At 42.1% G+C, this 18,860-nt stretch carries 23 protein-coding genes and 2 pseudogenes; 18 read left to right on the plus strand and 7 right to left on the minus strand.

Going from position 1 to position 18,860, the window contains the following annotated elements; translation table 11 throughout:
* Positions 1–68 precede the first annotated feature (68 nt).
* Positions 69–605 carry a dCTP deaminase gene (dcd, locus tag ACRQ5D_RS06055; protein ID WP_090530796.1) on the minus strand — a complete coding sequence of 179 codons (537 nt, stop codon included), beginning with the start codon at positions 603–605 and terminating at the stop codon, positions 69–71.
* 210 nt (positions 606–815) lie between these two features.
* Between dcd and ACRQ5D_RS06060 the strand changes: the two genes are divergently transcribed.
* The 5 genes and pseudogenes from ACRQ5D_RS06060 to ACRQ5D_RS06080 all read left to right on the plus strand — a co-directional run.
* Positions 816–1,361, plus strand: coding sequence for a 4'-phosphopantetheinyl transferase family protein (locus tag ACRQ5D_RS06060; protein WP_431199240.1), 546 nt, complete (start codon positions 816–818; stop codon positions 1,359–1,361).
* Between the two features lie 91 nt (positions 1,362–1,452).
* Positions 1,453–2,211, plus strand: a pseudogene (lipB, locus tag ACRQ5D_RS06065) (lipoyl(octanoyl) transferase LipB).
* 107 nt (positions 2,212–2,318) lie between these two features.
* A complete protein-coding gene (locus tag ACRQ5D_RS06070; RefSeq protein ID WP_432329719.1) occupies positions 2,319–2,930 on the plus strand; it encodes an SGNH/GDSL hydrolase family protein in 612 nt (203 codons plus the stop codon).
* Positions 2,931–2,986: 56 nt separating this feature from the next.
* Positions 2,987–3,394 (plus strand): type II RES/Xre toxin-antitoxin system antitoxin, encoded by a 408-nt coding sequence (gene parS / locus ACRQ5D_RS06075; protein WP_432328547.1) that lies wholly within the window; start codon positions 2,987–2,989, stop codon positions 3,392–3,394.
* Positions 3,395–3,500: 106 nt separating this feature from the next.
* Positions 3,501–3,851, plus strand: a pseudogene (locus ACRQ5D_RS06080) (RES family NAD+ phosphorylase); the annotation flags it as partial.
* Between the two features lie 4 nt (positions 3,852–3,855).
* On the opposite strand, the gene ACRQ5D_RS06085 reads toward ACRQ5D_RS06080, so the two are convergent.
* Complete coding sequence (locus ACRQ5D_RS06085) at positions 3,856–5,283, minus strand: L-serine ammonia-lyase (protein ID WP_091167403.1); 1,428 nt, start codon at positions 5,281–5,283, stop codon at positions 3,856–3,858.
* Positions 5,284–5,412: 129 nt separating this feature from the next.
* On the opposite strand from ACRQ5D_RS06085, the gene ACRQ5D_RS06090 reads away from it, so the two are divergent.
* Together ACRQ5D_RS06090 and ACRQ5D_RS06095 are read left to right on the plus strand one after the other, a co-directional pair.
* The gene (locus ACRQ5D_RS06090; protein WP_112657120.1) at positions 5,413–5,850 is read left to right on the plus strand and encodes a DUF5684 domain-containing protein; all 438 of its coding nucleotides are present in this window, start codon (positions 5,413–5,415) and stop codon (positions 5,848–5,850) included.
* Positions 5,851–5,885: 35 nt separating this feature from the next.
* A complete protein-coding gene (locus ACRQ5D_RS06095; protein WP_223266082.1) occupies positions 5,886–6,182 on the plus strand; it encodes a DUF2752 domain-containing protein in 297 nt (98 codons plus the stop codon).
* Between the two features lie 11 nt (positions 6,183–6,193).
* Here the strand turns inward: ACRQ5D_RS06095 and ACRQ5D_RS06100 are convergent, their stop codons facing one another.
* The 3 genes from ACRQ5D_RS06100 to ACRQ5D_RS06110 form a co-directional block, all read right to left on the minus strand.
* The gene (locus tag ACRQ5D_RS06100; protein ID WP_431199244.1) at positions 6,194–6,373 is read right to left on the minus strand and encodes a hypothetical protein; all 180 of its coding nucleotides are present in this window, start codon (positions 6,371–6,373) and stop codon (positions 6,194–6,196) included.
* Between the two features lie 128 nt (positions 6,374–6,501).
* Positions 6,502–6,828, minus strand: coding sequence for an RDD family protein (locus ACRQ5D_RS06105; RefSeq protein ID WP_431199245.1), 327 nt, complete (start codon positions 6,826–6,828; stop codon positions 6,502–6,504).
* Positions 6,798–6,950 (minus strand): hypothetical protein, encoded by a 153-nt coding sequence (locus tag ACRQ5D_RS06110; protein ID WP_431199246.1) that lies wholly within the window; start codon positions 6,948–6,950, stop codon positions 6,798–6,800. Before ACRQ5D_RS06110 ends, ACRQ5D_RS06105 begins: the two co-directional genes overlap by 31 nt.
* Before the next feature lie 87 nt (positions 6,951–7,037).
* Here ACRQ5D_RS06110 and ACRQ5D_RS06115 point away from each other — a divergent pair, with 87 nt between their 5' ends.
* The 9 genes from ACRQ5D_RS06115 (at position 7,038) to ACRQ5D_RS06155 (ending at position 15,689) form a co-directional block, all read left to right on the plus strand.
* On the plus strand, positions 7,038–7,349 hold the full coding sequence (locus tag ACRQ5D_RS06115) for a hypothetical protein (RefSeq protein WP_431199247.1): 312 nt from the start codon (positions 7,038–7,040) through the stop codon (positions 7,347–7,349).
* Between the two features lie 46 nt (positions 7,350–7,395).
* Entirely contained in the window at positions 7,396–8,010 is a 615-nt protein-coding gene (locus ACRQ5D_RS06120) for a stage II sporulation protein M (RefSeq protein WP_431200958.1), read from the plus strand.
* Positions 7,994–8,839, plus strand: coding sequence for a hypothetical protein (locus ACRQ5D_RS06125; protein WP_431199248.1), 846 nt, complete (start codon positions 7,994–7,996; stop codon positions 8,837–8,839). The genes ACRQ5D_RS06120 and ACRQ5D_RS06125 overlap by 17 nt, the downstream gene beginning before the upstream one ends.
* A gap of 7 nt (positions 8,840–8,846) precedes the next feature.
* The gene (locus tag ACRQ5D_RS06130; RefSeq protein WP_432328548.1) at positions 8,847–9,620 is read left to right on the plus strand and encodes a DUF4129 domain-containing protein; all 774 of its coding nucleotides are present in this window, start codon (positions 8,847–8,849) and stop codon (positions 9,618–9,620) included.
* On the plus strand, positions 9,617–10,441 hold the full coding sequence (locus ACRQ5D_RS06135) for a DUF4350 domain-containing protein (RefSeq protein ID WP_432328549.1): 825 nt from the start codon (positions 9,617–9,619) through the stop codon (positions 10,439–10,441). Before ACRQ5D_RS06130 ends, ACRQ5D_RS06135 begins: the two co-directional genes overlap by 4 nt.
* On the plus strand, positions 10,419–10,691 hold the full coding sequence (locus ACRQ5D_RS06140; RefSeq protein WP_432328550.1) for a hypothetical protein: 273 nt from the start codon (positions 10,419–10,421) through the stop codon (positions 10,689–10,691). The genes ACRQ5D_RS06135 and ACRQ5D_RS06140 overlap by 23 nt, the downstream gene beginning before the upstream one ends.
* Positions 10,692–10,795: 104 nt before the next feature.
* Positions 10,796–11,773 carry an AAA family ATPase gene (locus ACRQ5D_RS06145; protein ID WP_112657134.1) on the plus strand — a complete coding sequence of 326 codons (978 nt, stop codon included), beginning with the start codon at positions 10,796–10,798 and terminating at the stop codon, positions 11,771–11,773.
* 86 nt (positions 11,774–11,859) lie between these two features.
* A complete protein-coding gene (locus ACRQ5D_RS06150; protein ID WP_432328551.1) occupies positions 11,860–13,128 on the plus strand; it encodes a DUF58 domain-containing protein in 1,269 nt (422 codons plus the stop codon).
* Positions 13,129–13,415: 287 nt separating this feature from the next.
* Positions 13,416–15,689: a Tex family protein gene (locus tag ACRQ5D_RS06155; RefSeq protein WP_129567962.1), complete on the plus strand. Its 2,274-nt coding sequence runs from the start codon at positions 13,416–13,418 to the stop codon at positions 15,687–15,689.
* A 231-nt stretch (positions 15,690–15,920) separates the two neighbouring features.
* On the opposite strand, the gene prfA is transcribed toward ACRQ5D_RS06155, so the two are convergent.
* Positions 15,921–16,994, minus strand: coding sequence for a peptide chain release factor 1 (gene prfA, locus ACRQ5D_RS06160; RefSeq protein WP_091167385.1), 1,074 nt, complete (start codon positions 16,992–16,994; stop codon positions 15,921–15,923).
* Positions 16,995–17,323: 329 nt separating this feature from the next.
* Complete coding sequence (locus ACRQ5D_RS06165; protein WP_091167651.1) at positions 17,324–18,070, minus strand: UDP-2,3-diacylglucosamine diphosphatase; 747 nt, start codon at positions 18,068–18,070, stop codon at positions 17,324–17,326.
* 114 nt (positions 18,071–18,184) lie between these two features.
* Between ACRQ5D_RS06165 and ACRQ5D_RS06170 the strand changes: the two genes are divergently transcribed.
* Together ACRQ5D_RS06170 and ACRQ5D_RS06175 are read left to right on the plus strand one after the other, a co-directional pair.
* The gene (locus ACRQ5D_RS06170; protein ID WP_091167382.1) at positions 18,185–18,427 is read left to right on the plus strand and encodes a hypothetical protein; all 243 of its coding nucleotides are present in this window, start codon (positions 18,185–18,187) and stop codon (positions 18,425–18,427) included.
* Positions 18,428–18,438: 11 nt separating this feature from the next.
* Positions 18,439–18,786 carry a hypothetical protein gene (locus ACRQ5D_RS06175; protein WP_091167380.1) on the plus strand — a complete coding sequence of 116 codons (348 nt, stop codon included), beginning with the start codon at positions 18,439–18,441 and terminating at the stop codon, positions 18,784–18,786.
* The last annotated feature ends 74 nt before the right edge of the window (positions 18,787–18,860 follow it).

The following is an 18,860-nucleotide window of genomic DNA, read 5'->3' on the forward strand; positions in this document are numbered from 1 at the left end:
TTATTTTCTATACTGAATACTTAAGACTACCAACTTGAGACACTCAACTTAATACTTGTTGCTTAAGCCTACCACTTATTCTTCCACATCATGCTTTCAACAGGGCGTGTAGTAGGGTTGTTGTATTTGGCGTTGGCTTTACTGTTGTACAGTGTTTCAATCTCGCCCTCAACTACAAAATAAATAAGCTGACCAATGGGCATGCCGGCGTAAATGCGCACAGGCTGGGCACATGAAATTTCAAGTGTCCAGGTATTGCAGAAACCAACATCACCTTTACCCGCTGTTGCGTGAATATCGATACCTAAACGCCCTGTGCTTGATTTGCCCTCTAAAAACGGAACATGCCGGTGTGTTTCGGTGTACTCCATTGTTACGCCCAGGTAAAGGGTATTGGGCTGAAGCACAAAGCCATCCTTCGGAATTTCAAAGCCATCTATCTCATTATGAACTTTGGCATCAAGCACCCGGCTACGGTAAGTAGCTAAATATTTGCCCAAATGAACGTCGTACGAGTTAGTGCCCAGGTATTCGCGGTTAAATGGTTCAATAATAATATGGCCTTGTTCAATTTCTTCGAGGATGCGCTTATCAGATAGTATCATACAGGCAGGTTATTGCTGGCGCTAAATTATGAAAATTAGCCTAATCGGCGCCGGCTTTTATAAACAATATTGGCCGGCAAAATGCGTTCAGATAGCGCAGAAACAACTCCTAAACCTGATATGGTTCAGCCGATTACGAATATGTAGCTGCGCTGATATTATTTAATTTTTTTGACATATGTTTGCAACCTATTTTGCAATTTTACTTTTATGGCGATAGCATACAGGCAGCGTATTGATGATGACACCGAGTTTGCACTCTGGCGTATCGAGGAGGAGGCTACAGACCTGTACAGCCAGTTACAGCTTGATCAGCAGGAAAAGGATTTTGTAGAAAGCCTGAGCAATGGCAAGCGCCACCTGCACTGGCTGGGTACCCGCGTGCTGCTGCGTAAAATGCTCCGTACCGATGAGTATATTGACTGTAAAGTTGATGAGCATGGCAAGCCTTACCTGGTAAACCTCCCTTACCATATCTCCTTAAGTCATTCGTTTGATTATGCCGCTGTGATGATCAGCAAAACATATAAGGTTGGGATTGATATTGAGCAGATTAAGCAAAAAGTTGAGCGCATTGCCAACAAGTTTATGCGTAAGGAAGAGTTGAAATTTATAAATGGCCCGCAAAAAATTGAACAACTATATGTTTGCTGGTGCGCCAAGGAGGCTGTTTATAAATGTAACGGGCAAAAAGAGGTTTCATTTGCCGATAACATTTTTTGGAGCCTTTCCAGTTTGAGCATCATGGCGTGGTAAATGCGCAATTAAATAAAAAAGATACCACCATTGATTATACAGTAGGCTATCTGCAATATGAAGATTATATGATAGGCTACGTAAAGGGCGAATGATGAAAAACAAGAAAGTATTTTTTCAGGATTGGGGCCTGGTTGATTACCAGCAGGCCTGGGATAAACAGGAAACCCTTTTTAGTGAAACGGTTAAAACTAAAATAGACAACCGTAATCGTGAAACGGCTTACGAAGCAGCTGCTAAAAACGCAGGGACTGCTGTAGCCTACGATACTATCGAAGCCGACGAGAACTTTTAATTACCTGGTTTTTTGCGAGCACTCGCACGTGTATACCCTTGGTAAAAGCGGCAAGCCCGAGCATCTATTGTTAGATGAGGCAGGCTTGAAAGAAAAACAGGCTGTTTATTATCCGATAAACAGGGGCGGTGATATTACCTATCATGGGCCGGGGCAAATTGTATCATACCCGATACTCGACCTTGATAATTTTTTTACTGATATACACCTGTACCTGCGTACGCTGGAAGAAGCAGTGATCCTTACCCTCGCCGATTTTGGCTTGCAGGCCGGTCGTTATGAAGGTTATACCGGCGTATGGTTTGATGCCGATAATGACAAAGCCCGTAAAATATGCGCCATGGGCGTACGCTGCAGTCGCTGGGTTACTATGCACGGCCTCGCGCTTAATGTAAATACCGATCTGAGCTATTTTAAAAACATAGTGCCCTGCGGTATTGACGATAAGGCTGTTACCTCCATGCAGCAGGAACTTGGGCATGAGGTTGATATTAATGAAGTAAAAAAATCCTTATACATCATATTTCCGTACTTTTTGGTATGGAGATATTATAATGAAGGGAATAATTTTCAGTTTACTCACAGCAATTACATTATCGGCCTGTGCAGGCAAAAACACGCCGGCGCCGGTTAGTTATAATCCCCCGTCAAAACCAGTTACCGTGATAAAGGATACCCTAACATACCTTGCCCTCGGCGATTCCTATACCATAGGCCAGTCTGTGCCCCCTGAACAGGCATTTCCTAATCAACTGGCTAACCAGTTACAAGGCCTCAAAGTAAATACGCCGACTATCATAGCCCGCACCGGCTGGACAACCGATCAACTCATTGAAGCTATTGATCAAAGCAGCATCAAAAGCAATACTTATGATGTAGTCACGCTGCTGATAGGTGTAAATGATCAATACGATGGCTTAAGCCAGGAAAATTACCGCATTAAGTTTGAGCAGGTTTTAAATACGGCCATTAAATTTGCTGGCGGTATCAGCGAGCATGTGTTTGTGCTGTCTATCCCCGACTATGGTGTTACACCTTTTGCTCAAGGGCAGGATGCCGTTATCGGCCCTGAGATAGATCAGTTCAATGATATTAACCGTAAAATAAGTGCTAATGCAAAGGTTAATTATGTTGAAATTACCGGCGTTTCTAAGTTGGCGGCGAATGATCTTACCTTACTGGCGACCGATGGTTTGCATCCATCCGGTAAAATGTATGGAATGTGGGTTGATAAACTGAAGGCGGCAGTAGGGGCTGTTTTTGCTAAAAAATAAGATTTGCTTTTCGGCGACAATTGTCGTAAATTTATTGACAATTTACAGCAAAGGCCATGAGTGCTCCAAAACCCTATAAATTTATTGATGATGACGAGGTTAATTTAACCTTTATGGTAAGGGAAGGAATCTCATTCCCCTATCTTACCAAATTATCAAAACATATTCATTTTAATATAGATGACTGGGCTTCGTACCTTCATCTTTCCGAGCGAACTATTCAACGTTATAAAAAGGAAAACAAAACCTTTGATCCCATATATTCTGAAAAGATAATCATGATCGAATTACTCTATAAAAAGGGTATTGAGGTTTTTGGCGATGAAAATAAGTTTTACGCCTGGATGGATTATAAAAGCATTCCCCTGGGCGGAGTAAGGCCTAAAGAACTTTTGGATACAGCCTTTGGAATCAATATGATCCGCGATGAATTGGGGCGTATTGAACATGGCATACTTGCATGATCGTTTATCGCTTAAGTAAGCAGGCTTACATTCATGACTTGAGCGGCAGGGGGCTGAACTAAACGGCGGTCGTTGGAACAGTAAAGGAACTGCTGTAGTTTATACCTCTTCGTCACGCGCATTGGCTGTACTCGAAGTTGCCGTACATACACCGCTTGGATTTATGCCTTCTGATTATTTTATGGCGACGATTGAGCTGCCTGATAATGCAGATGTTTTTAAGCCCGGCGTTGATCAGTTACCCGAAAAGTGGAATAGCAACCCCCTGATCAAAACAACACAGCAAATTGGTGACGGCTTTGTAAAAGCCAACAAATATTTAGCGCTCCAGGTACCATCGGCCACTATTGCGGGCGATTTTAACTACCTGCTCAACCCTTTACACCCCGATTTTAAAGCCGTAAAAATTATTAATACCGAATTTTTTGAATTTGATTCAAGACTGTTTAATAAGTAAGCAATTAACACTCGGGCAAACTAATCGGGATGTTGATTGCCAATCCGCCATCACTTGTTTCCTTGTATTTCGAGTTCATGTCGAGCGCGGTTTGCCACATGGTTTTTACCACGGCATCAAGGCTTACCTTAGCTTTTTCAGGATTGCTTTGCAGCGCTAATTGTGATGCTGTTATTGCCTTAATGGCCCCCATGGTATTACGTTCAATGCAAGGGACCTGTACCAGCCCGCCGATAGGATCGCAGGTGAGACCGAGGTGATGTTCCATGGCTATTTCGGCAGCCATGAGTACCTGGCGTTGGGTACCGCCCATACATTCGGTCAAAGCAGCCGCGGCCATAGCCGATGATACGCCTATTTCGGCCTGGCAGCCGCCCATAGCTGCCGATATGGTAGCGCCTTTTTTAAAGATACTCCCGATCTCGCTGGCAGTAAATAAAAAGTTGATGATCTTTTGCTCGGTATTGCCATCGCAAAAAGCAATGTAATATTGGAGCACCGCAGGAATAACGCCTGCGGCGCCGTTTGTTGGCGCGGTTACCACACGGCCGAATGAAGCGTTCTCCTCATTAACGGCTAATGCAAAACAGCTTACCCAATCTAAAGTATTTTTAAAGCTGTCGCCTGTATTCCTGATGGCCGCAACCCATTCATCATAATTGCTGTATTTATTATTCCCGATGAGCCTTGCGTTTAATTTTGCGGCGCGCCTTGCCACATTTAACCCGCCAGGCAATTGGCCGGTAGTGTGACATCCCCGGTAAATACACTCTTTTAATGCCTTGAAGATATTCAACGCTCCGGTACGGGTTTCCTGTTCGCTGCGCCAGGCCAGCTCGTTTTCGGCTACCACTTCCGAAATCCGAAGACCTGTTTTGATACACCAGTGCAGCAGATCGGCTGCGGTATCAATCGGGAAGGGAAGGTCAACCTCTGCTTTTGATTGCCCTGAAGCACCTTCCTTCACCACAAAACCACCTCCTATCGAGTAGTATGTTTCAGAAATTGCCTTTCCGGTACTTAAAAATGCCTGGAAAGTTACCGCGTTTGGATGATAAGGTAAGCTTTCGTTAAAAAGGAACAGCAGGTCATCCTCAGCATAAAAACTTAATGGTAAAATACCACCGATGATCAGTTGATGCGAACTTTTGATCTGCTCAATTTTAGGTGTTACCTGGTCCACCTCGAAAGTAACCGGGTCATCGCCGCTTAAACCTAATAATATAGCTATATCCGTACCGTGCCCATGACCTGTTTTGGCTAATGAGCCATATAATAAGATCTTAACCTGCTGCACCATCGGCAGTACCCCCTGTTGTTCAAGCGACTGCACAAACTGCTGAGCGGCGCGCCAAGGGCCAAGCGTATGCGAGCTCGACGGGCCTATGCCTATCTTAAACATATCAAAAACCGAAATCTGTTCTCTTTGCATCAAGTCAAAATTAAGGATAAATTATAATTACAGGTTCCATAATAAATACGTTCTCTTTAATTTTTATTTAAAAAAATTTATATTTTGCAATAAGTTATATAAACGAAAACCTCAACTTAAACACTTAAAATGGAAAATTACCCTTCGCCCGGATTGGGCAGCATTCCCACTGTAGCCATCGTAATTTATTTGGCTATACTTATTTTAACAGCAGCAGGAGCCTGGAAAGTATTTGTGAAAGCCGGCAAACCCGGTTGGGCCGTCCTGATACCCATTTATAACTACATTGTTCTTTGTGAAATAGTAGGTAAACCTATCTGGTGGTTCCTTTTAATGATTTGCCCTTGTATTAATTTTATATTTGTAATATGGGTGGCTAATTTGGTAAGTAAAAGTTTTGGCAAAAGCGAAGGTTTTACCGTTGGCCTTATATTATTACACCCTATTTTTGTCATGATTTTGGGTTTTGGAGATGCCGTATATTTAGGCCCATCAGCCAAAGAAGCCAATATGAACAATCGTTTTGGCTCCGGCGATTACCAAAAACCTTTTGATCCGCAAGCATAATTATTATGCATTGTTATAATTTATTTTGCAGCCATTTGATATTCATTCAATGGCTGCAAAATCATTTAATACCCTGTCCTTTTAAGAAATTCACCGGCTATGATTGTCCGGGTTGCGGCTTTCAGCGTTCTGTTATTGCCTTATTGAAAGGTCATATGCATGATAGCTTACAGTTATACCCTGCTACCATTCCCCTGCTCGTTACTTTTGTTTTTGTATTGCTTGATGGCCGGTTAAAATTTGATAAAAAGCACATCGCAAAAAAAACGCTTTACCTGATAACCGGGAACATCATACTGATCGCGTACCTATATAAATTATATAATCTTTAAAAAAGCCCGGTTTAAACGCCCATACGCGCAACCACGTGGCTGTAATCTTTAATTACAGTTAACAAAAAGTCATACTCATTCATTCCCTGCGGAATATCCGCATGAATATATTCCTTAACACGCACAGCCATGTCATATACTATTTGGCTGTTACCTGTACTTTTAAAATTACTTATTACTTCATGTATCAACGTAATGTCTGAATCTCTTAAATCAGCTACGTTACTAAATGTGGGTTCGTATTCATCATCCTGGTAAGCAAAAACCAGGTCGCCTAATTGGGCTTTGGGTGTGGTTTTTATGACCGTTGTGCCGGCAACTATATCGCCAATGCGTTGTTTTTTTCGGATACTGCTACAGATATCAGCGCCCCTATCCCAAACGTAATCCCAAAGTCAACAAGCCTGAACACCCAGCGAAGCAAAAACTGCCCAAATGATGGCCGCGAACCATTGATGCTTACTACCTTGATTTTTACCGCGTATTTGCCAATAGTTTGGCCGTTAAAAAATACTTCGGCAACGAGATCGTAAAAAACAGCTGCAAGCGAATATATTATAGCTATTACTATTAATACTGCAGGAATGCTATCGCCTTTAAAGTTTTGTATTGTTGTTAAAAAAAGAAGATAATTATAAAGTAACAAATATATCCTATTCCCATAAAAACGCCCATATCAACAATACGCGCCAAAACGCGTTCGCCTAAACCTGCTACTTCATAATCAATTTCAATATTTTGTGAAGTGTGTATCTTTACTGTTTGCATGCAATAAATATAATTAACAATTTAATTCTTTATATCTCAACATCAAATATTGTTATTATTTTAACAAAAAATTACTGAGCCTTTCACATGCGTGAGCCATTATTTATAAAACAGAACTCGGCCAAATGGAAAAGTTATGAAACTGAGCCTGCAAAAGACCCTGATGAACTTGCCGAGCGTTTCATAATCGTTACCGACGATCTGGCCTATTCAAAAACATTTTACCCAAAGTCAAAAACCACTTTGTATTTGAATGGGTTAGCAGCAGGCTTCCATCAATCTATTTATAAAAACAAGAAGGAAAAAGCTAACCGGTTTGTGTTTTTTGGAAAACGGAATTACCGTTGCTATTTAAACAGTATCAAAGGCAAATATTGTATTCGTTTATTTTTTTCATAACCTTTTTTTAATTGGCATTATATCAGCCAAATATGACCGCACCTTCATCAGGTTTGTTCTGTCGGATGATTATGTGAACATGACTAATGAAAATATCAGTAAGGGCGATCCATTTGGTGTTTTTAAAAGTCAGAATGAATTTGTGATGTTTTGGATGATTGCGAAGAATAACCTCACGGTAACCGCAATCACTTTTGTATTGGGTATCACCTTATCGGCCGGAACGGTGATCAATTTATTCCGTAACGGGCTCATGGTTGGCTGTTTTCAATATTTGTTCATTAGCAAAGGTTTGGGTATACAGTCGGTTTTGGTGATTTGGATTCACGGTACGCTCGAGATATCAACTATTATTCTGGCCGGTGCAGCCGGGCTTATAATTGGCAATAGCCTGTTATTCCCTAAAACGTTTAGCCGTATGGTATCGTTAAAAAAAGGCGCACTTAACGGACTTAAGATTATGCTTGGAATATCGCCAATTGTGGTGACCGCCGCTGTTTTTGAAAGCTTCATCACACGCCATACAGAAATGCCGGTATGGCTCAGTAGCTTGATTTTGGGAGGTTCTTTTTTATTTATAATTTGGTATGTTGTAGTTTATCCTGCGTACCTGTCACACCGTTTAAAAATTGTTGAAATCGCAAATGAAGGAGAATATTGAGTTAAGTAAAACACGTGAGTTTGGAGATATCATCAGCGATACTTTTGTTATTGTACGGCAAAATTTTAAACCGTTATTTAAATCATACCTTGCAATATGTGGTATGTTTTTGTTAACCAGCACTTTGTTAACCATACTATCTAATTTCCAGCATACACAGGAGGGCGAGTATTCGGCGTTTTCATTTTGGGGAATAGCAAAAATCCTTTTTGAGCAGGTTAACTATTCGGCTTTAGTGTTAACGGCGATAAGCTATCTGGCAGTATACCAGCAAAAGGAAAACCAGCCACCTACCACGCTTGAAGTTTGGGCTTATTTTAAATATTATTTTTTCAGGGTGCTGGGTACCCAGATTTTATTGAGTGTTGCCCTGGTTATCGCGTTTTTCTTTTGCTTTTTCCCTTCGGTATACCTTGCCCCCATTTTTGGGTTAGTTACTCCAATAATGATTATAGAGAACGGGAGTGTCGAATTTGCGATAAGAAAATCATTCAAAATCATTAAAGAGAACTGGTGGTTTACATTCGGGGTTATATTACTGATGTCAATTATTGTTTTAGCAACGGTAATGGCATTGTTTATCCCGGCAATGATATTTTATGGTGGCAGCCAATGGCTAACAGGCACCTATTATAACACCACATATGCGATAGTTGAGGCTATTATTGAGCATGTTTGCCAGTTTTTGTGGTTGCTGCCCGTTATATCAATTACATTGGTTTATTTTAGCTTAACTGAACATAAGGAAGCAAACAATCTTGTAAACAGGATCAAATCATTTGGTAAAAATGATCCCGCTGCTGATCAGTTTTCAACAGAGCAATACTAACCGGCTTATGTTTAAACCATCAAACATCCTGCATCAAACAAATCTCGCTATGGGTGGGCATGTTGTACCTGCCGGTAAAGCATCTCCGTTACACGCCCCTGATTTTATTAAAGTTGATACTGTAGACGTTGCTGTGAAGCATTTTAATGAAGCGGCAATGGATAAGTATAAAAATGATAAAGACTTTAACTACCATGTTATAAAAGAAGGCCTAAGCTGGTGGGACCACTTTTGGAGCTGGGTGTGGCATTTGTGGGCAAGCTTTTGGAACTGGGTTGCCGAATTGTTTCAAAAGTTATTCGGGAGTGCCAATATGGGCAAAAGCTCTGCTAATGTTATAAAATATGTGATACTGGGTGTGGGTGCTTTTGCTATCATTTATTGTATAATAAAATTGTTAGGCATCAGTTTCCCCCATCTTTTTAAAAAGCAGGCTAAAAGCGCATCGGTTCCCTACTCAGAAGCTGTTGAAAACATTCATGAAATAAGCTTTGATGAAGCTATAGATGATGCTTTATCAAATAAGAATTACCGCCTTGCGGTAAGGCTGCTTTATTTACGCAGCCTTAAACAATTGAGTGATCTTAACCTGATAAACTGGAAAATTGAAAAAACCAATACTGCCTATATTAACGAATTAACTAATGCAGGCCAGCGCGAACAATTTACAGTTGTTACCAGGCAGTTTGAATATGTTTGGTATGGGGATTTCCCGATAGACGGACAATCATATCAACGGATAAATAACATTTTTCAGGAATTTAAACAGAGCCTGTCATGAAAAGTTTAAGGGTTTACCTTATTGCATTGGGCAGTTTAATGCTTATTTACCTGGTTGCGCAATATAACCGGCCAAAAGCCATTAATTGGAACGAAACGCTGGATATAAATGACAAGATCCCTTTTGGTACTTATATTTTGTACAGCCAAATCAACGATATATTTCCTGCCGCAAATGTTACTACATACCGCGAGCCGCTTTATAATGTTATAAATGATCACGGAATAAAGCACGCAACTTATCTTATAATTTGCAGCTCGATAAACCTCAACGAATACGATTATATAAAGCTGAGGAAGTTTGTGAATGAAGGCAATGATGTTTTTATAGCCGCATCATACTTTGGTGAAGAACTGGGAAAGGACCTTAAAGTACAAACCCAGGTTGTATTTGAAAATAAAGATGCGCTCGGTATTCGCTTCTCAAATCCCAAAATGGATACTACGCAGCTTTACAGTGCAGAAAGGGGTATGAATACCGGGTACTTTAGCAAAATTGACACTGCCAAAGCTCTGGTACTCGGAAAAAACACAAAGCACAAAACCAATTTTTTAAAATATACCATTGGAAAAGGGCATATTTTTTTGAATGCTAATCCGCTTATGTTTACCAATTACAGTTTATTGACCAGCGGGGGCATGGATTATGCGGCAAAGGCACTATCTGTTGTGAAAAATGATGGTAATTTAATATGGGACCAGTATTATACCCCGGGCCGACCAGAAGACGAGAACAACCATGCGTGTATTTTTACGAAACCCTTCTTTGCGGTGGGCATTTTATTTGTCCTTTTTCAGCATGGCACTTTTTATAGTATATGAAGCAAAACGCCGGCAGCGAATCATACCAGTAGTTGAACCGCTAAAAAATACTACTGTTGATTTTGTTACCGTTGTTGGGCAGGTATATTATGAGAAACGTGACAATGCCGATATTGCTCATAAAAAAGCTCTTTACCTTTTAAGCTATATCAGGGATAAGTATTCGTTAAGAACCAATAACCTTGATGAGGAGTTTACTGATATGCTCGCCAAAAAAATGGCATTCCTCATTCGCTGGCTGCTAACCTGACTACGGCCTTGAATTTTATTACTACTCATGAAGACATTGCAGATCATGAGCTGATTAAACTGAACCAACTTATTGAACAATTTTATATCCAATCCAGGTAAAACATGGAAAACGAACTTTTTGAACAACGTACTGATCTGGGTAAGCTGCATACTGCTGTTGAACAAATCAAGGCTACTCTTGCCCAAATTATAGTAGGCCAGCAAGAATCTATTGACCTATTGATAGCGGGGGTGCTGGCAGATGGTCATATCCTTATTGAAGGTGTGCCTGGTGTTGCCAAAACCCTTACCGCTAAACTTATCGCTAAAGCTATTGATGCCCGTTACTCACGCATCCAATTCACACCCGATCTGATGCCTTCGGACATTTTGGGAACTTCGGTCTTTAATCCTAAGACAACAGAATTTGAATTTAAGAAAGGACCTATATTCGGCAATATTATCCTTATTGACGAGATAAACCGGGCGCCCGCAAAAACGCAGTCGGCATTATTTGAGGTGATGGAAGAGCGCCAGCTCACTATTGATGGGCACAGCTATAAAATGGAAGAACCATTTACAGTGCTGGCTACCCAAAATCCTGTTGAGCAGGAAGGCACCTACCGTTTGCCTGAAGCGCAGCTGGATAGGTTTTTATTTAAGGTGGAGATCAAATATCCAACGCTTGAAGAAGAAATAGCCATTGTAACCCAGCAACATCAGCAAAAAACTACCGATCAGCTAAATCAGATCAGCGCGGTATTGTCTTCTGTGGATATTACCGAGGTAAGGCAGCAGGTACGTGCTTTACATGTTGAACCCAAACTGCTTGAGTTTGCAGCCAAAATAATTCATGAAAGCCGCAATAGTAAATCGGTACAGCTTGGCGGATCGCCCCGGGCTTCATTAGCTATTATAAACGCGGCTAAGGCACTTGCTGCAATTAAAGGGCGTGATTTTGTAACCCCCGAAGACATAATATATGTAGCTGCGCCTGTTTTAAGGCACCGCATCATGCTTACGCCCGATAAGGAGATGGAAGGTGTAAGCCCTGATGAAGTAATTGCACAAATAATACAGAAAATAGAAGTTCCCCGCTAATACCCTGCTGTGAAAAAGCTGATCGGATTGTTTTATAAGAACCTTTTTTTAATAATAAGCTATTCGCCTGCCTTGCCGGCAGCGTAGTGCTGTTTATATTCGGTTTCTTTTTCCCCTGGCTTGGCATCATACCGAGGCTGGCGTTTTGGATAGTTGTGCTCCTGGTAATACTTGATCTGTTGATGCTTTACAGAACATCAAACGGCGTATTTGCAAAGCGGATAGCTCCTGAAAGGTTAAGCAATGGCGACGAAAACGAATTAGGTATTTATATAGAGAGCTTTTACCCTTTTAATATAAATATTGGCATCATTGACGAGATCCCTGAGCAATTTCAGAAGCGTGACGTTTGGTTTAAAACCATGATGAAACCCAGGGAACACAAGCAGATCCTTTACCTCTTAAGGCCTACCCGCCGCGGCGAATATGAGTTTGGTTTGATCAGGGTGTTTGTGAAATCACCGTTGGGGTTAATCTCGCGCAGATACAATTTTGAACAGACCGAAACATTGCCGGTTTATCCCTCATTTTTACAAATGCGGAAGTATGAACTTATGGCTATTTCAAACCGCTTAACTGATATTGGCATAAAAAAGATCAGGCGGATTGGGCATAGCCTCGAATTTGAGCAGGTGAAAAACTATGTATCAGGTGATGACTATCGTACCATTAACTGGAAAGCTACCGCCCGGCACAGCAACCTGATGGTGAACTCATACGTTGATGAAAAATCGCAGCATGTATATTGTGTAATTGACAAGTCGCGCTCAATGAAAATGCCTTTTGAAGGCCTGAGCCTGCTTGATTATGCCATAAATGCCAGTCTTGTTTTATCAAACGTGGCGCTGTTAAAAGAAGATAAAGCAGGGTTGATCACTGTATCGGAAAAAGTTGGGACTGTTATACCTGCGGATAGCAAATACACTCAGCTTAATAAAATCCTGGAGGTTTTATATAAGGAAAAAACCCGTTACCTTGAAACCAACATGGAGGCGCTTTATACTACTGTACGCAGGGTAATAAAACAAAGAAGTCTCGTTGTTTTCTTCGCTAATTATGAAAGCTTACCTGCATTACAAAGGCAGTTGCCTTTTTTACGACGGATAGCCAAGTTTCACCTGCTGTTGGTAGTCTTCTTTGAAAATACGGAATTAAAAACCCTGAGCGAACAGCCTGCCAAAGATGTTGAAGGCATCTACATAAAAACCATTGCCGAAAAGTTTGCTTACGATAAAAAATTGATGGTAAAAGAGCTGGCCAGCCACGGCATCCAGTCGATACTGACATCCCCCCAAAACCTTACCATAAACACAGTAAACCGCTACCTGGAAATAAAGGCGAAGCAAAAGATATAAATGACCATACATTTCCCGAATTGTCATTACGTAATTACCCATTGCGCTAATGTTACTTATCGGGATCATGCATTCTTTGCATTTTGAAACTTAAAGAAAAGATCAGCATTTTTAACATCGGGCGGTTTAGCGCGCCGCAGAGACAATTTTAAACCTGCCGGATAACAAAATGTACCCTATATTTACATTACCAACAACAGCCCAATCAAAAACTTTCAACTTTTTGTTAGCAATCTTTTTTTGAATTGTAAGCCTATTCCCTCAACTTCGCAGTCCGAATTTTGATTATGAGTATTCATTATAAAATAATAGCTGCAGAGCTTTCTGTAGCTGAGAAACAGGTTACCGCTACGGTAGGCTTGCTTGATGAAGGAGCTACCGTTCCATTTATTTCCCGTTACCGTAAAGAACTTACCGGCAGTTTGGATGAGGTACAGGTTGCCACTATTCGTGATCGTGTACAGCAATTGCGGGAACTGGATAAACGCCGTGAGGCTATCCTGAAATCGCTTACAGACATGGGCAAACTAACTCCCGAGCTGGAAAAACAGATCAACGAGGCCGAAACGATGGTTACTTTGGAGGACCTTTATCTTCCTTATCGCCCAAAACGCAAAACCCGCGCTACTACAGCCCGCGAAAAAGGCCTGCAGCCATTGGCCGATGTTTTATTGGAACAAAAAAATATCGACCCCGAACTGATAGCTGCCGAATATATCAGCGATGAAAAAGGCGTAGCCAGCGTTGAAGAAGCTTTAGCCGGCGCAAGGGATATCATTGCCGAAACCATAGCCGAAAATGCTGAAATACGTACCAAAATCCGAGAGCTGTTTGTTGAAAAAGGCACTTTTGCATCAAGAGTGGTTGAAGGCAAAGAAGAGGCAGGCATTAAGTACAAAGACTATTTTGAATGGACTGAGCCTGTTAAAACAGCGCCATCGCACCGCGTATTAGCCATGCGCCGCGGCGAAAAGGAAGAGATCCTATGGCTCGACCTGAAACCTGAAGAAGATGATGCACTGGAGATATTGGAAAATTCAGTTATCAAAGCAAACAACCCAGCTGCCGGACAAATCCGCCTGGCTATTACCGATGGCTACAAACGCCTGTTAAAACCATCGATGGAAACAGAGGTGCGCCTGCTTACCAAAAAGAAAGCCGATGAGGAAGCGATCCGCGTATTTGCAGAAAATGCCCGCCAGCTATTGCTGAGCGCACCGCTTGGTCAAAAACGCGTAATGGCGCTTGACCCAGGTTTCCGTACCGGTTGTAAACTGGTTTGTTTGGATGAGCAGGGCAAACTGCTTGAAAATACCACCGTTTACCCACACACCGGTGCAGGCCAGGCCCGCGAAGCCGAAAAAACAGTACAGCACCTGTTCCAGAAATATAATATCGAGGCTATTGCTATTGGCAACGGCACCGCTGGCCGCGAAACAGAAGTATTTGTTCGCAACCTGAATTTACCGGGCGTGACTATTGTAATGGTTAATGAAAGCGGTGCTTCTATCTATTCGGCATCTGAAGTGGCAAGGGAAGAATTTCCGGATTATGATGTAACCGTAAGAGGGGCCGTATCTATTGGCCGCCGTTTGATGGACCCATTGGCCGAGCTGGTAAAGATCGACCCAAAATCAATTGGTGTAGGCCAGTACCAGCACGATGTTGACCAGAACAAGCTGCAAACCTCATTAGATGACACGGTGATCAGCGCCGTGAACGCCGTGGGCGTTGAGTTAAACACAGCCTCAAAACAGATCCTGGCTTATGTATCAGGCCTTGGTCCGCAACTGGCGCAGAACATTGTAGAATACCGCAACCAGAATGGCGCTTTTAAACGTCGGGAGCAACTGAAAAAAGTTCCGCGTTTGGGCGATAAGGCATTTGAGCAGGCAGCAGGGTTCCTCCGGATCCACAATGCTGAAAACCCGTTAGACACCAGTGCAGTTCACCCGGAGCGTTATGGTTTGCTTGAACAAATGGCTACTGATATGAAGTGTACGGTGAAAGACCTGATGAGCAACCCAACCCTGCGCAAAAGCATTCCGTTACAAAAATATGTTTCCGAAACAGTTGGCCTGCCAACCCTGAATGATATCATGGCCGAACTTGCCAAACCGGGCAGGGACCCGCGCGAGCAGTTTGAAGCTTTCAGCTTTACAGAAGGTGTAAATGCCATCGGCGATCTGAAAGTTGGCATGAAGCTGCCGGGCATCGTCACCAATATTACAGCCTTTGGTGCTTTTGTTGATATCGGCGTTCACCAGGATGGCCTTGTTCACCTGAGCCAGATCACCAACCGCTACATTAAAGACCCTAACGAAGTACTGAAAGTACATCAAAAGGTTGAGGTAACTGTTACCGAGGTTGATGTGAACCGCAAGCGTATTGCCCTATCCATGAAAGAGAACGACAAAAGCGAACCGAACCAGCGCAGGAACGATGACCGCCGCCCACAAGGGAATAACAACAAGCCCAACTTTAATAAAAGGGTTGAAAAAGAACCGGAAACCGATATGGCTTTGAAGCTGGCTGCGTTGAAGGGTAAGTTTAAGTTGTAATATGCGTTCGTGCCAGCAACAACAATTCAAATGGGTGTCATGCTGAGTGTTTAAATCCGTGGACTCTGAAGGTAAAATAACAAAAGAGGGCCTGTCAGTCTGAGCCTGTCGAAGACTCGCGCGCAGACTGACAGGCCCTCTCTTTAAAGTGATTCGCTCTTAAAGATTTCTCCTAAACAAAAAATCCCCAACCTTACGGCTGGGGATTTCTATTTAATATCTGATTATAACTTACGCTACTGTACCTTCTTTCAGCTTCTCAGCATTCTCTGCAAACTGAAGCGATTCAAGGATTTCCTGCAGGTCGCCGTTCAATACGCCAGGCAGGTTGTAAATAGTTAGACCGATCCGGTGTTCAGTTAAACGACCCTGAGGATAGTTATAGGTACGTACCTTGGCCGACCTGTCGCCGGTTGACACCATGGTTTTACGTTTTTTTGATGTTTCTTCCAGGTGCTTTTGCAGCTCCATTTCGTACACCCTTGAACGTAGTACCTGTAAAGCCTTATCGTAGTTTTTTAATTGTGATTTCTGATCCTGGCACTGGGCAACAATACCTGTAGGGATGTGGGTTAACCTCACAGCCGAATAGGTAGTATTTACCGACTGACCACCAGGCCCTGAAGCACAGAACAAATCTTTACGGATATCACTAACCTGCAGGTCGATATCAAACTCATCAACTTCGGGCAATACAACCACCGAAGCTGCTGATGTGTGCACCCTGCCTTGTGTTTCTGTATCAGGCACACGTTGTACACGGTGTACGCCCGATTCATATTTAAGGGTTCCGTAAGCGTCTTCGGCGTTTACGTTAAATACAATCTCTTTATAACCGCCGCTGGTGCCTTCGGTATAATCCACCAGCTCGGTACGCCAGCCGCGTTTTTCGCAATAGCGCATATACATGCGGTAAAGATCGCCGGCAAAAAGGGCTGCCTCATCACCACCGGTACCACCACGGATCTCCACAATAGCATTTTTAGAATCTTCAGGATCTTTAGGAATCAGCATCAGGCGAATTTCTTCCTCCTTTACTTCCTGTTGAGCAAGCAGTTCGTCAAGTTCCATTTTGGCCATCTCACGAAACTCTTCATCTTTTTCGGTAGCCAGGATCTCTTTATTGGTTTCGATATTGCTCATAATGTTGCGGTATATATGATACTCATCAACAATTTTGGCAAGATCTTTATATTCTTTATTCAACTGGGCAAAACGCTTCATATCCTGCATTACCTCAGGATTGCTTAGCTCACCTTCAACATTTTTCCAGCGCTCGTATATCAGCTCTAATTTATCTAACATATTTTATAAATAATAATGCAGCTAAAACTGTTTGATATTGAACCGGCTTATGAAAGATTTAACGTTTCGGGCGGCTTACAGGCTTACTGCAAAAAAGTGCACAAAAGTACGCATTTTACTGCATATTTTAATTCAGCGGATTGTAAGTTGTTTTTCTTAGTTTATAGATGATGGTTCATAGATCATAGAGCACCCCGCCAATGGTTCATAGTTTATGGACCATAGGTAGCTCGGCTTATAGATCATAGTTCATGGATCATAGCAAAGCCACCCTATCAATATCAATTAGTCCAATCAAAAACCATGAACCATGATCTATTAACCATGAACTAAACAAAATACTCCAGCCTCAATTCATTACCATCAAAAACCGCATAAGAAAAATATGAAATCCATTCGCCAAGGTTAATATAACGGCTTTGAGGGGTCATTTGAATATCAAGCGGCATATGGCGATGGCCAAAAACAAGGTAATCGTAAAAATTAGTCTTTAATTCTTCACGGCAAAAATTTACCAGCCATTCCTGTTCGCCTGGTTTTGGATTTTCTTTCTTTGCATTGGTATCCCGGCTGTGGCGGCTCCATTTATTGGCGATTCCCACGCCAAGGTTTGGGTGAATGCGGGCAAACAGCCACTGGCAAAACCGGCTCCTGAAAAAACCTTTCAAAAACTTATAAAAGTTATCCCCCGGACCAAGCCCATCGCCATGATGAATGAAAAATTTCTTTCCGCCGCGCTCAATTTTTAATTCGTTGCTGATGATAGTTGCGCCCAGTTCATTTACAAAATAATCAAACATCCACATATCGTGGTTGCCTTTAAACAGGTAAAGCTTTACACCGGCATCGGCAAGTTCGGCAAGTTTGCCAAGGAAACGGATGTAGCCTTTGGGCACTACGGTTTTGTATTCAAACCAGAAGTCGAAAACATCGCCCACCAGGAATAGTTCGGCGGCATCATGCTTAATACTGTCGAGCCAGCGCGTTATCTTATCTTCGCGTTGGCGGCTTGAGGCATATGTGCCTGTGCCTAAATGAACATCAGAAGCAAAATAGAGTTTGTCGCGAACCGGCATATCGGCAAAAGTACGTTTTAACAGCCAAACAGAAAAGATAAAGATTGTTACACAATAACCAGCAAACAACGCCGTATCTTAGTGGTTATTCAGCATACATTAAACATTAAAATTATGGCAATCCCCGAAAACCCAAATCTTGACGATGCGCAGGAAGATAAAGACCCCGGCAATGAATATGAGCAGAATGAAGGCCAGGATACCGGTAACGAAATAATTGATAAAAGCGAACCGGATGTAGCCGGACTGAACGCGGCCTCCAGGGCATCAGAATCAGCGTTTACTTTAAATTTTGAAGATGGCTATGCCCCTGCTCCGGATAAAAAAGACGAAGACCAGCAAGCGCCAAAGCACTGATATATTAAGCAATGAAAAAAATATTACTGCCGGCATTGATCATGATTGTTTTTGCCAGTAAGGCATCTGCACAGTCAAAAGGCTTTACCATGGCTGATTTCAAGGCTAATATAGGCAAAACAGGCACTTTGTGCGATACTGTTTACTCGTACAAAGCGGTGAGCGACACACTTACCCTATTAAACTTAGGCGCGGCTTACCCAAGGCAAAAATACACCATAGCGATAAAGGGCAATAAAATAAAGCTCGACCTGTCTACGATAAAAGGAAAACACGTATGCGCAACCGGCACATTTGAGTTTTTTAAAGGTCAGCCCGAAATCGTAGCCGACAAACCAGAGCAGATCACGGTTAACTAACAAACTATCAACACCTTATAAACAAGAAAAGCAGATCAATGATCTGCTTTTCTTGTTTATAAGAGAATAATCTT

It is taken from the genome of Mucilaginibacter sp. P25 (assembly GCF_050859465.1).
GTDB lineage: Bacteria > Bacteroidota > Bacteroidia > Sphingobacteriales > Sphingobacteriaceae > Mucilaginibacter > Mucilaginibacter gossypii.